This is a genomic window from Pseudomonas sp. S2_H10 (assembly GCF_054668285.1).
In genome coordinates, this window is the sequence record NZ_CP162754.1 from 302709 (window position 1) to 316495 (window position 13787).

The window sequence follows — 13787 nt, forward strand, 5'->3', positions numbered from 1 at the left end:
TTTTATCGGGCCCTGCAGGAGCGTGCTGGCGATGGACTCAAAGGTGACGCGTTAATCCAGAAGCTTCGCGCTTTCGTCGACGTCCATCGCGAGCAAGCTCGCTCCTACGGGGAATTGCAGGTTGCTTTAACGCACGCCTTCGCCCGACATCGCTTCAGGCGTGAAATCGCCGGACCTGGCATCGGTCAGCATCTTGAGGTGGAAGGTGTAGGAAGGATTGCTCCAGTCTGTCGCGCCCTCGCCGCTCCAGCCGCCGGTTTGCAGGTTGTGGGTCGACCATTGCAGGTTCGGGTACACGAAAGGACCGTCCGGGATCAGGAAAGGCAACGAGATCTGGGTACGCCACAGTTGCCCCTGACCGTCCCAGCCATCCGCCAGAATCGCGCCCCAGGTGTCTTCATCCAGGTAGTAACGACGCTTGGGCACCACATGCCGCTTGCCTGGCGCCAGATCGGCTTCCACGACCCAGACACGGTGCAGTTCCCAACGGGTCGAATCCGGGTTGATGTGGTGGGGCATCAACTGCTTGTCGATCGACACGTTTTTTTGCAGGAACTTGTTGTTGTTATAGGGAATATAAAGCTCTTTTTTCCCGACCAGCTTCCAGTTGTAACGGTCCAGGTCGCCCAGAAAAATGTACGACTCGTCGTAATATTCCATCCCCGAGTTCACATCCGAAGGCGTGTCGTAACCCAGGGTCGGCGCCTTGCGCACGCGACGTTGCCCCGGCAGGTATTGCCAGGCCTGACGCGGTTTGTTGGTCGAGTCGATAAGCACGAACTGCTCACCGGACTTGATGGGTGGATCAGTCATCCATACGCGCAAAAGAGTGGATTGGCCCTTGAAGGTTTCAAGCGAACCATTCTTGTTGTAGTACGGGAACATGGCCTTGTTATAGCCCCGCACCGACAGCACCAGCTTGCCGTCCGGCGTGCCGACGTAGTTGTTGAAGGCGTATGAGGTCGCCTCCCCGGCATAGAGCAACTTGTGATTCCACATGGCTTCGGCGCCGTTTTTCGGAATCGGAAATGGAATGCCGCCATAGGCGCCTTCGACCCAGACCTTGTCGTCAGTCAACTTGGCGCGGGTCGCGTTAGCAAAGGTGTTGTCGTAGACCCATTGTGGTGCCGCCGCCGTGCGGTGAGTCGGATACACGTCCAGGCGATAGCTGTCCGGGTACTTCTTCAACATGGCCTTGATGCCATCGCTCAACTTGTCGGCGTACTTGTCCATGTTCTTCGAATCGATGGTGTACAGCGGCTTTTCGCTGGCGAAGGGGTCCAGCCGTGAGTCGCCGTTTTTGTAACCGGCCGGCACCGTGGTGTAGCCACCATCCCAAGCGGGAATCGTGCCTTCCTTGTTGCCGGCCTTTTCCGCCCCCATGGGGGTCAGGGTCGATTTGAGCTGTGCGGCCTCGTCAGGGGACACCGCCGCCAGAACGTGTGGTGTCGCGAACATCACGCTCCACAACGCAGCGCATAAAATCGTGTGTTTTGCTTGCATCTTCACATCTCCTGCTCGGCTTATTGTTTTTACTAGAGCGAACGCTGCACGGAGAACGCGATGAAATCGCGATCCTTCAGGGATTGGTCGTAGGAGTAGGATTGATCCGCGGAGTTGGCCGGCACCACGCCGGTTTCTTCAGTGCCGAAGAACGTGGTGTACATCAGGCTGAGCTTCCATGTTTTCAGGTAGTCGGCCTTGAGCCCGACACTGAAGTCACCGCCATGATTGACGCTGAAACCCGGGTTGATCACCGAGGACTTGCCGAACAGGCCATAGCCCACGCCGATCGGCACCGTGAGGTCGACCCCGTCCAGCACCTGGTAGTAGGCAGGCTCGAAAATCATGCGCACCGCACCGGCATCGCGGGTGGCATTGGGGTCCAGTGCGTCGGCGTTCTTGGTGATGCTCAGGCGGCGGTTCCACGCCACTTCACCGAGAAAATTACCGCCTTCCCACAACGGGCCAGCGTCGAGCAAGGCAATCCATGAGACCTGGCCGTGAGCAGTACGGCCGACGGGATACAAAGGGTGGTTGTTATTGTTGATTTGTTCCCCTGGCAACACGGTCACCGAACCGGCGTGCGGCACCAGAGGCATATTGTCCCGCACCGAAAACTCACCGGCAACGTTGGTGTCACCCACCGTGGTACTGAAGCTGACACCCAGGGCCTTGATCTTCTCCGGGTACACCAGCTCGTACGTGTCCGGCGCAAAGGCCGGGCTCAGACTGGCATGCACCACCGGGCTCTTGGCGTTGTATTGAATGGCATAGAGACCAAACTCGCCGTCGATATCTTCTGGCCGAAAGCGCAGTTGCAAACCACCCTGGCCGGAGTTGCTGGCCTTTTTGTCTTTACCACGGATAAAACTCGAACCGGGACCAGCGAGAATCTGTTCACCGCCGTCATCGAGAATGTCCACAGTGGAGAAGTAACTGCCCGCCGCTGGTAAGCGATCTGCTTCCCAATGCACCTGGTAATACGCGCCGAGTGCTAGGTTGTCCCGCAGCTGGATTTGCCCGGAGATCTGCGGCACCGGACGCACCAGTTCCTTGAACTGCGTACCCGGTACAGACAGCAACTTGACGATATCGGTCGGTGCCTGGCCTCCCGCAATACCGTTGGCGCCGTAGAACAGGCTTTCGCCATAGAGGACAGTATGTTGACCGACACGAATGGTCGTGGGCATGTCGCCGATTTCGGTCTTGCCGAAGACAAACGCATCCAGCAGTTCCGCCTTGCGACCGTGCAGTTTCTCGGTCTCGGAGGTGAACTCGTTGTAGTCCACAGAGCGCGAGTTATTGGTGAACGGTGAATCGTTGTCGTTCTTGCGGTTGTAGATGCTGTCATACCAGCCGGCGCCGCTCACGCGCAGCCCCATATTGTTCTTGGTCAGGTCGAATTCGGAAAACAGATCCATCCGGTTCGAAATCATGCCCTTGTCGAAGTTGCGGTCACCGTCGTCCTGGTTGGCGTCGCCGGTCAACTTCGAAGATTGATCCTTTACACGCCAGGCGGCGCTGTACTTGATCGTGTTGTCCCAGCGAATCTTCAAATCTTCGACGCCGGTATTGAACTCGAACGCACTGGCCATGGGGGCGGCGAATGCAGTCATCGCGGTCACAACGGCACACGCCAGCGCCCGGTGTTGAAACTGATGACTTTCCGAATCCTGACGTTGCGCGCACGCAAGCGCACCTGACTCTCTTGTTTTCTTGACGATCATTTTCTCTTCACCAACTTAGTTATTATTAGTGCTTGGTTTTGAAGAAGCCGTGACGCTCGCTGGCCATAAAGACAGCGATATTTTTAGTGATTTACAATCCCTTGAAGTTAGCGACTTAGCACATTGCGTGTTTCACCACGCGGTAGTTCCGCCGTCGATTTTTATATCCGTGCCGGTGATGAACGAACTTTCCTCCGAGGCCAGAAACAGCGCAGTTGCGGCCACTTCCTCGGGCTTGCCGATACGACCCAACATGATCTTGCCGACCATCACATCGACCCACTCCGGATCTTCCAGCAGCGGAAGCGTTTGCTTGGATTCGATCAAGCCGGGTGAAATGCTGTTGGCACGCAATCCATAGGTACGGCCTTCCATCGCCAGTTGTCGGGTCATCGACAGCACGGCGCCTTTGGCTGCGGAATGCGCGATGCCGGGCAACATGCGATAGGTCGACCAGGCGGACACCGATGCAGTGTTGATGATGGACGAGCCCGGCGTCTTGATCAGCTCAGGCCAGGCGGCTCGTACCAGGTGGAAAACCAGATTCAGCTCCTGGTCGATTGTACGGTGCCAATCGAAGTCGGAAATCTCGTCGACCCAGCCGAAATAGGCCATGGCCGCGTTATTGAACAGGACATCGACACGACCATAGGTCGAGACGGCCAGTTCAACCAGTTCCTTGCATTGCAGCGTATCGGTCAAGTCACATTCGCTCAGGGACACCATCTCCCCCCCGAACGACAGCACTTCGTCGACCGTCGCTTCAGCCGACTCGCGGTTGATATCGCAGCCGACCACTTTTGCGCCCTGGCGGGCGAACATAAGTGCTGCGGCTCGTCCCATCGAACCACCGGTGCCGGTGATGATACAAACCTTACCCTTCAGACGATCACTCATGACGTTCTCCTGCTTGATGGGAAGTCAACGTGTCACGGTCGCCTCCGTTGCGATCAACCGTTGATGGCAGAGCGCAAAGCGAGCGATGGACAAGGTCGGGTTCTCATTCTCCGTTCACCCAGAACAGGTTGAGATCAAACCCGAGGTCCTGCGTGACCTTGCCATCGCCGCACCGCTTGCCCTCGTCCGTCAGGCGACGTTTTTTTTCGCGCGCATACGGCCCAGCGTGGTGTTTACCGCTTCGCAGTAAGAGATTTCCATGCCTTCGGCAAAGGCTTTTTCTTCCGGGCTGCCAGCCTTCACGCCTTCCAGGGAAAAGGTGAAGGTAAAGCGCAGGAACAGCGTGCCGTTCTCTTCTTCGATGATGTTCTTGATGATGCCGCGTGCGCCGCCGGAAATACGCACGAACTCGACACGCTCTTGCGGGAAAAGCGTGATTAGCTCTTGCAGAGTTTCACCGTGCAGCACCACTTCGCGAATGAATGGGTTGCGGCCTTCGGCTTCTTCAACGATCGTGCATTGCTCGATCGGGCCGACATAACCGATAGGATTGCGCGCCTTTTCTTCCAGACCTTCCCAGACCTGGGCTCGGGTCAACTCAACTTCACCGGCCGGATTGATTTCCAGACGCTTACTTACAATGATCATCTTGCTCACCTTTTTATTTTCAAATGACGCGGCCGCCCGTTCATGAGTGGCCGCACACCACACAACAGCGGTTTTCAGATGGCGAGGTAGCCGCCATCCACGGACAAGGATGTCCCGGTCACGAAACTGGATTTGTCTGACAGCAGCCACAACGCAGCGGCGGCGATTTCCTCGGGCTTGCCGAAGCGACCTATCGGGTGGCGCTCGCGCAATGCCTGGAACTGATTGGCAAAGTTGTCTTCCTGGCTCAGGCGCAGAATCATCGGGGTCTCGATGATTCCGGGAAGGACGGCATTCACGCGGATTCGCTGCGGGCCGTAATCAACGGCGGCGGCTTTGGTCAGGCCGAGTACGCCATGCTTGGCCGCGATGTAGTCGGAGGCGGCGGCGATGGCCACCGCACCCAGGGCTGATGCCGTGTTGACGATAGAGCCGCCGCCGGAGGCGAGCATGGCTCGGATCTGATGCTTCATGCAGTAGAAGACGCCGGTCAGGTCGACCTTGATGATGCGGTCCCAGGCTTCGGCGGAGATTTCATGCAGCGGCAGGTGGCTCTGTTCGATGCCAGCATTGTTGAAAGCGCCGTGCAGCACACCGAAGCGGCTGATCACCTCGTCGACGGCGTCTTTGACCGCGGCTTCGTCGGTGATATCGCAAGGTATGGCATGGACGGCACCGCCGCAGGACTGCACCACTTCAACGATATCGTTCAAACCGGCGGTATCGCGGTCCAGCATGATGACCCGGGCGCCGGCCTCGGCAAACGCAATGACCGAAGCTTTGCCGATGCCACCGGATGCGCCAGTGACAATGATATTGCGTTGGTTCAAATCACTCATAGCTAGCTTCCATTGGCGACTTTTTTGTTATTCATCTCGTTCCTGGCCAAGTGCCGCATTAAGCCCTTGCACTGAATCTGGCCAACAACCATGACTGCCTTCGGTGATGCTGCTGCCCAACATCGGGGGCTGGTCAGTGGTTCAACTTTAGGTAGGCGACCGGTCACTGACTAGATGAATAAATCACTAAAGACTGTTGCTTTAATGCACCAATGAAATGCCGCAAAACCCTTCCACTGCCGAAGGGGTCCATGCTCCAATGCGGCGCGAACACGATCATCGTGAGCACGGTGATCCCTGTCGGAGCGAGCATGCTCGCGAGGAACTCAAGGGCGCCGCGTTCATCCTGCGGGCACGCGTTATCGTTGACGTCCATCGTGAGCGTGCTCGCTCCTACAGGGTTGCTATTGGTTCCGAAAAAGGGGGGACGTTGCATGAATGACCTGAACGATCTGCACTACTTCGTCCTTGTCGTCAGGCATGGAGGGTTTTCACCCGCGGCCAGGGCCACGGGCATCGAGAAAACCCTGCTCAGCCGGCACATTGCCCTTCTGGAGAAACGCATTGGTGCGCGCCTGTTGCACCGCACCACGCGCCAGGTGTCGCTGACGGAAGCCGGCCAACATTTCTTTGCACTGAGCCAGGCTGTGGTCGAGGGCGCGCAGACCGCCTATGAGAGCGTCGAGCACATGCGCCGTGAACCCGTAGGTCTGGTGCGCTTGAGTTGCCCTCAGGTCATGGCCAAGACCTACGTGTCACCGCTCCTGCCCAGCTACATGGCGAAGTACCCAAAGGTTCGCTTGGAGCTGAGCGCGGTAGACCGCGAGGTCGATTTGTATGAGGAGCGACTCGATATCGCTCTGCGTGCCCGCACCCATATCGACGAAACCGCCGGGCTGGTGGCGAAAACCCTGGGCAGCGCCAGGCGATTAATGGTCGCAAGCCCGACGCTGCTCGATCGCGTGGGCCGCCCCGACACCCTCAAGGCCTTATCGGGCCTGCCGACCCTGTGCCTGCCAGCGGACATGCACGATGGTTTCGGCCGCTGGCTGCTGCACAACGGCGTTCACGAAGAACGACTGATGCCCCATCTGCCCTGCCTGATTTCCGACGATTTGAGCATGCAGCTGGACGCCGCGCTCAATGGCCTAGGCATTGCGATGTTGCCGGAGCCGATCGTCGTAGGGTGGGTGCGCAGCGGTGCGCTTGAGGTGGTGATGCCCTCGTGGGCCGGACCGCCCCACCTGATTCATCTGCTGTATCCGAAACCCAAGGGCATGTTGCCCTCGGTGCGCAGTGTGATCGACTACCTGAGCCTACATCTGCCGCAGCTCATACTCGATGGCACGCTGAGCGGCAAAGCGTCCGATTGAGTTATTGCCACTGCGCCTGCTGACTCTTCAAAACCCGGCCCATCATTTCGCGCAGCCATTTATTCTGTGGGTCTCGATGAAAGCGATCGTGCCAGTACAGATCAATCTCGAACGAAGGAATCTGCAGCGGCAAGGGCTGGATAGCCAACGGGTAAAAGCGCGCCAGCGTCTTGCCGAGCGCACATGGCAGCGTCCAGATTAGGTCACTGTCCAGCAGTAGGTGCGGACTGGACAGATGATGAGGCACGCGCATCTTGACGCAGTCCGCGCCCCCCGCATCGATCAAGGCACGCTCCAGCGCCTGATGGCCGGTACCGCCCGCCTCCACCAGTAGATGGTCGCAAGCGATAAACTCGTCCAGGGACATTACCTTGTTGGCCAAGGGATGGTCGCGGCGCATGGCACACACGTAGTGCTGGGAAAACACCGGCAATCGATGTATGTCGGTTTGCAAAGTCGGCATGAAGCCCATTGCCAGATCGATCCTGCCGGTGGCCAAGCCGTTGAGGGTTTCCTCCACGCCGCCTCCGACGGTGTTCATGCGCGCCAGGGGGGCATCGGCGGCCAGCTTTTTCAGAATCGGCGGTAGGCACACCACTTCCCCCACATCGAGCATTCTAACGGTAAACGACTTGCGGCAAAGTCCCGGATCGAACTCGATCATCTGGCTTTCCGCAGCCCGGATCAGGGCTAGTGACTGCAACAGGCGCGGCGCGATTTGAGCGCAAAAAGGTGTAGGTTCCATCCGCCGGCCGACCAGCGTAAACAACCGGTCGCTGTAGGTCTGGCGCAGGCGCTTGAGACTACTGCTGACGGCCGACTGAGTGACGCCCAGGTTCTGCGCTGCGATTGACGTCGAATGATCCCGCCAAAGCGCTTCGAAGATGTACAGCAAATTCAGATCTTTCATCACGGTGCCTTGATCACGTCTTTCCAGAACGCCGGCGACCTGCCGGCCTCGAGAGAGGCAGCTGGCAGGTCACTGGCAGGGGAACCTGGAACGAAGGTCAGGCGGTGGCGCGGATCAGATGACTGTCGGGCACACTAGCGAACACCGGGGACAGGTCGATGTTGATCCGGTAATCGTTGATCAGTCGATCGGCATTGAAACGCAGGACAACACAACACGGCACGCCAACGGTGACGCCCGTGTGTTTGGTGTAGTAGCTGTCGAACTCGATAATAGTCACGTGATCGAGTTCCCACACGCCGGTCATGACATGCTCAAGGCCCTGGATCTGCGAGTAAAAGGCGCCCACACCGTCCTTGATCGCCACCTTGCCCACCAGTTTCGGTGCGTTGCCAAAGCGGAATTCGACGTCATCCGCCAGGTAGCTCAGGAAGCCTTCGATGTTTTTGCTGTCGACACAGTCAAACATCGCTTTCATTGCGTAATTCATCCAGCAATCCTCGTTTTTGTTGTTGTTTTCTTTCACCCGACTTTATTTTCCGCGCCCTGATACCGCAATACAGCAAAATCACCAAAGCCTGTTGCGCCAGTGCACCAATCAAGCCCGGGGTTCAGGTCGGGTAGATCTTCGGACAATTGAGCAAGTCCAGCGCCACATCGACAATCATGTCTTCCTGGCCACCCACCATGCGCCGCTGGCCGAGCTCCACCAGAATGTCCACAGTCTTGAGACCATATCGCCTGGCGGCGACTTCAGCATGGCGCAGGAAGCTCGAATAGACGCCGGCATACCCCAGCGCCAGGGTTTCGCGATCGACGCGCACCGGCCGGTCCTGCAGCGGACGGACGATGTCATCGGCGGCGTCCATCAGGGTGTAGAGGTCGGTGCCATGATGCCAACCCATCCTATCGGCGGCGGCGATAAAGACCTCCAGCGGCGCGTTTCCAGCGCCGGCGCCCATGCCTGCGAGGCTAGCGTCGATGCGGTCGCAGCCCTCCTCCACGGCGACGATCGAGTTGGCTACGCCTAGCGACAAATTATGGTGAGCGTGCATGCCGGTGTGTGTCGTAGGGTCGAGCACTTCCTTGAGCGCGCGGAACCGCTCGCGAATGTCCTGCATGCTCATCGCGCCACCGGAGTCCACCACATAGATACAGGTGGCACCATAGGTCTCCATGATCTTGGCCTGGGTCGCGAGATTCTGCGGGCTGGTCAGGTGGCTCATCATCAGAAAACCTACGGTGTCCATTCCCAGTTCGCGCGCGTATTCGATGTGTTGGCGCGAAACGTCCGCTTCGGTGCAATGGGTGGCGACCCTGACAATTCGTGCGCCGGCGTTGTACGCTGCCTTGAGGTCGTGAACGGTGCCGATGCCGGGCAACAGCAGCGTGGCGACCTTCGCGTGAGAAATCACATCGCTGACCGCTTCGATCCACTCAAGGTCGGTGTGCGCGCCAAAGCCGTAGTTGAAACTGGAGCCCTGCAGGCCATCGCCATGCGCCACTTCGATGCTGTCCACACGTGCCTTGTCCAGTGCACGGGCAATGGTCTGGACGTTGTCGATGGAGTACTGATGACGAATCGCATGGCTGCCGTCACGCAACGTAACGTCAGAAATGTAGAGTTTTTTTCCGGGATTGAACGTCATGGTGTGTTCCTTTAGTTAACCATCGAACGCGCGATGCGCTCTGCGGTGGCCAAAGCGGCGCAAGTCATGATGTCGAGGTTGCCCGCATAGGCCGGCAGGTAATGTGCGGCACCCTCGACTTCGAGAAAGATCGACGTTTTCAGCCCGCTGAAACGTCCATGCCCAGGGATGTTCACGGGTGCGTCGACTGGAATCTGCTCGAACTGCACACGCTGCTTGAGCCGATAACCCGGAACATAGTCGTTGACGGCACGGACCATCTCCTCCACGGATCTCCTGACCTCGTCCTCATTGGCCATCGCGGACAACACGTAGACGGTGTCGCGCATGATCAACGGCGGCTCGGCCGGATTGAGCACAATGATGGCCTTGCCCTTGGCTGCGCCACCGACTTTTTCGATGGCCCTGGAGGTGGTTTCGGTGAACTCATCGATATTGGCACGGGTACCGGGCCCAGCCGATTTGCTGCTGATCGAGGCCACGATTTCCGCGTAATGAACCTCGGCTACCCTAGACACGGCTGCCACCATGGGAATGGTCGCCTGGCCGCCGCAGGTCACCATATTGACGTTGGTGGCGCTGAGGTTCTGTTCCAGATTCACCACCGGAACGCAGAGCGGACCGATCGCCGCCGGTGTCAGATCGATGATCCGGATGTCGGGTTTATGTCGACGCAGCAAGGTTTCATTGTCCAGATGGGCACTGGCAGAGGTGGCATCGAAGACAAATTCGATGTCGGCGAACTCAGGCATGCCGATCAAGCCTTCGACGCCTTCGTGGGACACCGCCACCCCCATTTTTCTGGCTCGCGCCAGGCCGTCCGAAGCTGCATCGATGCCCACTAGCACCGAAATCTGCAAGTGCTGACTCTGGCGCAGTATCTTGATCATCAAGTCCGTGCCGATATTGCCCGAACCCAAAATCGCGACTTTCTTCTTGTTTGTATTCATAACGGTTTCCTCGCACCTAACGCCCGAGCGCCTTGGCGGTTTTGCCAGCAATACCGAAATCTGTCTTCGGCATTTCGTTGATGATGACGCGCACCGATTCGATGGGCGCCTGCAGCGAGCTCACGGCCGCGTCGGTCAGTGCGGCTATCAATCGAGCCTTCTGTTCCTCGCTGCGGCCTTCGACCAGAAATACCTGCATGATTGGCATGGGACTGTTCTCACAGAAGGCTGGACTGAAAGCGCATCGAAACGCTGCCCAGATGTTGATACCGCACATTGATCTGATCGCCCGCCTGAACGGCGATCGCTTCGGTCATGCCTCCAGTCATGATGAAAGTGCCCGCGGGCAGCTCACGGCCCCGCGCGCCCAGCATGTTGGCCAACATGGCCACGCTTTGCGCCGGATGCCCCAGCACCGCCGCGCCTGCGGCGGTTGCCACCACCTCGCCGTTTTTTTCCAGCACCACGCCGAGGCATTTGAGGTCGATCCCTTTGGGGTCGAGGGCGTTGCCGCCCACAACAAAGCGCGCCGCCGAGGTGTTATCGGCGATCACACTCTTGAGGTCGAAGCGAAAGTTTTCGTACCGCGAGTCGATCACTTCCACGGCGGGAATAATGAAGTCGGTGGCGGCCAGCACATCGCCCACATGACAGCCTAGGCCCTTCAATGGGTGCTTGAGGACAAAGGCAATTTCCGCCTCGATCTTGGGGTGGATCAAATGATCGACATCGATAGCCGAGCCATCCATGCACGAACCGTAGTCCGTCAGAAAGCCGTAGACCGGTTCACTGACGCCCATCTGTTTCATTTTTGCGAACGAGGTCAACCCCATCTTTAGCCCGACGATGCGCACACCTCGCTGCTCTTTGTGGCGGCGAATCGTGTCTTGAATGGCATACGCGTCCTCCCAGTCCATATCAGGGAATTTGTCAGTTATTTTGGTCACGGCCACACCTGTCAACTCAGCTCTTTCCAGATGCAGGGCCAGCTCGATGACCGTCTCGTGTGTCAGTTTCATGGGATCCCCTCAAACAAAACGAACGGACGCAGAGCCGATACCGCCCAGGCTTATGCGCAATTGATCACCGGCCTTGACCGGCACCATGGCGGCCAGTGAGCCGGACAGGATCACCTCGCCTTTCTTCAGGCCGATACCCAAGCGCCCCAGCGTATTGGCCAGCCACGCGACGGCATTGGCTGGGTGACCCAGTGCCGCAGCGCCAGCGCCCGTCGCAATCAGTTCGCCATTTTTTTCCAGTGTCATGCCGACACAGGCCAGGTCGACATCCCGTGGATCGACGCACTCGCTGCCCAGCACGAATGCACCGGCCGAAGCGTTATCGGCGACGGTGTCCTGAATGCGGATTTTCCAGTCTCGAATGCGCGAATCGACAATCTCGAAACAAGGCATGACAAAGTCCGTGGCCCGAATGACATCCGCCACCGTGACACCGGGGCCGGTCAAATCGTGTTTGAGCACGAATGCGATTTCCCCTTCAGCCTTGGGGGCGATCAGTCCGGCGCATTCGATCGCCGCACCGTCGCTGTACAACATCCCGCTGAGCAGGTGGCCGAAGTCCGGTTGATCCACACCCAGCATGTCCATCACGACCTTACTGGTGGCCCCAATCTTCTTGCCGATGATGGTCTGACCGGCATCCAGTCGCGCCTGGATCATGCCCAGCTGGATCTGGTAGGCGTCTTCAATCGTCAGCTGCGGATACCGTTCACTCAGGGGATCGATCGCCTCACGGCTGGTCAGTGCATTGTGCAACTCGCTGCCCAAGGCATGCAGTGTCTGGGTATTCATGAAAGACCTCACAGGCGCACGCAAACGTTGCGTAATTCGGTGTAGAACTCCAGGGAATGCACTCCGCCCTCTCGGCCGATACCCGACTGCTTCGCACCGCCAAAAGCGGTGCGCAGATCGCGCAGGAACCACGAATTGATCCAGCAGACACCGACGTTGAGAACCGAGCCCATGCGGTGGGCCACTTGCAGGTTGGAGGTCCAGACGCTGGCCGCCAGGCCGTACGGCGTGTCATTGACGAGACGCACCACCTCGTCTTCTTCGTCGAAGGGGGCGATGTGACAACACGGGCCGAAAATCTCCTCACGGATCACCGCTGAGTTTTCCGGCAAGTCGGTCCAGATGGTGGGCTGTACCCAGGCACCTTCTGCCAACTCGGAATTGAACTCAGGAACGCCTCCGCCGGTGACCACGGTAGCGCCATCGGCGACGGCCTGACGGTAGTAACCCAGCACTTTTTCACGGTGGCCCAGAGAAATGAGCGGGCCCATGTTCACCCCCCGTTCGTAGGGGATGCCCACGCGCAGGGATTCAGCTTTTGTCTTGAGCGCTGCGACAAAACGTTCGAACACTGGACGCTGGACATACACGCGCTCGGTGCCCAAACAGACCTGGCCGCTGTTCTCAAAGGCCGAACGAGCGACGCCCGCGGCGGCTTTTTCCAGATCGGCATCGGCAAATACCACGGCCGCATTCTTGCCGCCCAGCTCCAGGGACACCGGACGCAGGCCCTTGGCCGCTGCCCTCATGATCACTTCGCCGGTGCCGGTTTCACCGGTGAAGGTGATGCCGTTGACGTCCGGGTGAGCGGTCAGAAACGCACCGGCCGAGTTTTCACCAAAGCCGTGCACGACGTTGTAGACACCCGCCGGGACCCCCGCCTCGAGCATGACTTCACCCAACAAAGTGGCGGTCGCCGGCGTCTCTTCGGACGGTTTGACCACGACGGTATTGCCGCAGGCCAGCGCGGGGCCGACTTTCCAGGTCATCAACAACAGCGGCAGATTCCACGGACAGATCACCCCGATGACGCCGCGCGGTGCACGTACGGCGTAATTGACCGCCTTGCCACCATCGGGGGTGTCCATGGTGAAACATTCGTTCGGGACATTTTTCAGCAGGTCTGCAAACACCCTGAAATTCGCCGCGCCACGGGGAATGTCCAGGTGACTGGCCAGATCGTAAGGCTTACCGGTATCGGCGATTTCCGCGGCGACGAATTCCTGGAAACGACTTTCAATACCTTCGGCGACCTTGTGCAAAATAGCGATGCGTTGCGCAGCGGTCATACTGCCCCAGGGGCCCTGCAAGGCGCCCCGGGCTGCCTGGACCGCCGCGTCCACTTGTGCCTGGCCGGCTTCGTGGACCTTGCCGATCAGGCTATTGTCCACGGGGTTGCGGTTATCGAACGTGCGAACGCCCTCGCACCATTGGTTATCAATGAAATTGCGGAACTCATTAAGAGGCAGTGTGGCCATGT

At 58.6% G+C, this 13787-nt stretch carries 15 protein-coding genes; 1 reads left to right on the forward strand and 14 read right to left on the reverse strand.

Annotation, left to right across the window (positions count from 1 at the left end; translation table 11 throughout):
- Positions 1–126 precede the first annotated feature (126 nt).
- From AB4O16_RS01255 to AB4O16_RS01280, 6 genes are all read right to left on the reverse strand, one after another.
- Positions 127–1503, reverse strand: coding sequence for a DUF1329 domain-containing protein (locus tag AB4O16_RS01255; protein ID WP_075944541.1), 1377 nt, complete (start codon positions 1501–1503; stop codon positions 127–129).
- Between the two features lie 32 nt (positions 1504–1535).
- Positions 1536–3230: a DUF1302 domain-containing protein gene (locus AB4O16_RS01260; protein WP_083659283.1), complete on the reverse strand. Its 1695-nt coding sequence runs from the start codon at positions 3228–3230 to the stop codon at positions 1536–1538.
- A gap of 132 nt (positions 3231–3362) precedes the next feature.
- Positions 3363–4127 carry an SDR family NAD(P)-dependent oxidoreductase gene (locus tag AB4O16_RS01265; protein ID WP_075944540.1) on the reverse strand — a complete coding sequence of 255 codons (765 nt, stop codon included), beginning with the start codon at positions 4125–4127 and terminating at the stop codon, positions 3363–3365.
- Between the two features lie 189 nt (positions 4128–4316).
- A complete protein-coding gene (locus AB4O16_RS01270) occupies positions 4317–4775 on the reverse strand; it encodes an SRPBCC family protein (RefSeq protein WP_075944539.1) in 459 nt (152 codons plus the stop codon).
- Between the two features lie 74 nt (positions 4776–4849).
- Positions 4850–5614 carry an SDR family NAD(P)-dependent oxidoreductase gene (locus tag AB4O16_RS01275; RefSeq protein ID WP_075944538.1) on the reverse strand — a complete coding sequence of 255 codons (765 nt, stop codon included), beginning with the start codon at positions 5612–5614 and terminating at the stop codon, positions 4850–4852.
- Between the two features lie 163 nt (positions 5615–5777).
- Complete coding sequence (locus AB4O16_RS01280; RefSeq protein ID WP_085702097.1) at positions 5778–5990, reverse strand: hypothetical protein; 213 nt, start codon at positions 5988–5990, stop codon at positions 5778–5780.
- A 58-nt stretch (positions 5991–6048) separates the two neighbouring features.
- On the opposite strand from AB4O16_RS01280, the gene AB4O16_RS01285 reads away from it, so the two are divergent.
- Positions 6049–6987: a LysR substrate-binding domain-containing protein gene (locus tag AB4O16_RS01285; protein WP_085702098.1), complete on the forward strand. Its 939-nt coding sequence runs from the start codon at positions 6049–6051 to the stop codon at positions 6985–6987.
- 1 nt (position 6988) lies between these two features.
- Here the strand turns inward: AB4O16_RS01285 and AB4O16_RS01290 are convergent, their stop codons facing one another.
- The 8 genes from AB4O16_RS01290 to AB4O16_RS01325 all read right to left on the reverse strand — a co-directional run bounded on the left by AB4O16_RS01290 (position 6989) and on the right by AB4O16_RS01325 (position 13785).
- A complete protein-coding gene (locus tag AB4O16_RS01290) occupies positions 6989–7897 on the reverse strand; it encodes a LysR family transcriptional regulator (protein ID WP_460156782.1) in 909 nt (302 codons plus the stop codon).
- A gap of 97 nt (positions 7898–7994) precedes the next feature.
- Entirely contained in the window at positions 7995–8375 is a 381-nt protein-coding gene (locus AB4O16_RS01295) for a nuclear transport factor 2 family protein (protein ID WP_460156783.1), read from the reverse strand.
- A gap of 133 nt (positions 8376–8508) precedes the next feature.
- Positions 8509–9546 (reverse strand): 4-hydroxy-2-oxovalerate aldolase, encoded by a 1038-nt coding sequence (dmpG, locus tag AB4O16_RS01300; protein ID WP_085702100.1) that lies wholly within the window; start codon positions 9544–9546, stop codon positions 8509–8511.
- Between the two features lie 11 nt (positions 9547–9557).
- Positions 9558–10496 carry an acetaldehyde dehydrogenase (acetylating) gene (locus tag AB4O16_RS01305; protein WP_075944533.1) on the reverse strand — a complete coding sequence of 313 codons (939 nt, stop codon included), beginning with the start codon at positions 10494–10496 and terminating at the stop codon, positions 9558–9560.
- 16 nt (positions 10497–10512) lie between these two features.
- Positions 10513–10704 (reverse strand): 2-hydroxymuconate tautomerase, encoded by a 192-nt coding sequence (locus AB4O16_RS01310; RefSeq protein WP_075944532.1) that lies wholly within the window; start codon positions 10702–10704, stop codon positions 10513–10515.
- 10 nt (positions 10705–10714) lie between these two features.
- The gene (dmpH, locus tag AB4O16_RS01315) at positions 10715–11515 is read right to left on the reverse strand and encodes a 2-oxo-3-hexenedioate decarboxylase (protein ID WP_460156784.1); all 801 of its coding nucleotides are present in this window, start codon (positions 11513–11515) and stop codon (positions 10715–10717) included.
- A 9-nt stretch (positions 11516–11524) separates the two neighbouring features.
- Positions 11525–12307 carry a 2-oxopent-4-enoate hydratase gene (gene dmpE / locus AB4O16_RS01320; protein WP_075944530.1) on the reverse strand — a complete coding sequence of 261 codons (783 nt, stop codon included), beginning with the start codon at positions 12305–12307 and terminating at the stop codon, positions 11525–11527.
- Between the two features lie 8 nt (positions 12308–12315).
- The gene (locus AB4O16_RS01325; RefSeq protein WP_075944529.1) at positions 12316–13785 is read right to left on the reverse strand and encodes a 2-hydroxymuconic semialdehyde dehydrogenase; all 1470 of its coding nucleotides are present in this window, start codon (positions 13783–13785) and stop codon (positions 12316–12318) included.
- Between the last annotated feature and the right edge of the window lie 2 nt (positions 13786–13787).

Coding starts and splice junctions, on each gene's coding strand:
- dmpE (WP_075944530.1), bottom strand. CDS start 12,307: ATGAATACCCAGACACTGCATGCCTTGGGCAGCGAGTTGCACAATGCA.
- AB4O16_RS01325 (WP_075944529.1), bottom strand. CDS start 13,785: ATGGCCACACTGCCTCTTAATGAGTTCCGCAATTTCATTGATAACCAA.
- AB4O16_RS01260 (WP_083659283.1), bottom strand. CDS start 3,230: ATGATCGTCAAGAAAACAAGAGAGTCAGGTGCGCTTGCGTGCGCGCAA.
- dmpH (WP_460156784.1), bottom strand. CDS start 11,515: ATGAAACTGACACACGAGACGGTCATCGAGCTGGCCCTGCATCTGGAA.
- AB4O16_RS01255 (WP_075944541.1), bottom strand. CDS start 1,503: ATGCAAGCAAAACACACGATTTTATGCGCTGCGTTGTGGAGCGTGATG.
- dmpG (WP_085702100.1), bottom strand. CDS start 9,546: ATGACGTTCAATCCCGGAAAAAAACTCTACATTTCTGACGTTACGTTG.
- AB4O16_RS01280 (WP_085702097.1), bottom strand. CDS start 5,990: ATGGACGTCAACGATAACGCGTGCCCGCAGGATGAACGCGGCGCCCTT.
- AB4O16_RS01270 (WP_075944539.1), bottom strand. CDS start 4,775: ATGATCATTGTAAGTAAGCGTCTGGAAATCAATCCGGCCGGTGAAGTT.
- AB4O16_RS01275 (WP_075944538.1), bottom strand. CDS start 5,614: ATGAGTGATTTGAACCAACGCAATATCATTGTCACTGGCGCATCCGGT.
- AB4O16_RS01310 (WP_075944532.1), bottom strand. CDS start 10,704: ATGCCAATCATGCAGGTATTTCTGGTCGAAGGCCGCAGCGAGGAACAG.
- AB4O16_RS01305 (WP_075944533.1), bottom strand. CDS start 10,496: ATGAATACAAACAAGAAGAAAGTCGCGATTTTGGGTTCGGGCAATATC.
- AB4O16_RS01290 (WP_460156782.1), bottom strand. CDS start 7,897: ATGAAAGATCTGAATTTGCTGTACATCTTCGAAGCGCTTTGGCGGGAT.
- AB4O16_RS01295 (WP_460156783.1), bottom strand. CDS start 8,375: ATGAAAGCGATGTTTGACTGTGTCGACAGCAAAAACATCGAAGGCTTC.
- AB4O16_RS01265 (WP_075944540.1), bottom strand. CDS start 4,127: ATGAGTGATCGTCTGAAGGGTAAGGTTTGTATCATCACCGGCACCGGT.
- AB4O16_RS01285 (WP_085702098.1), top strand. CDS start 6,049: ATGAATGACCTGAACGATCTGCACTACTTCGTCCTTGTCGTCAGGCAT.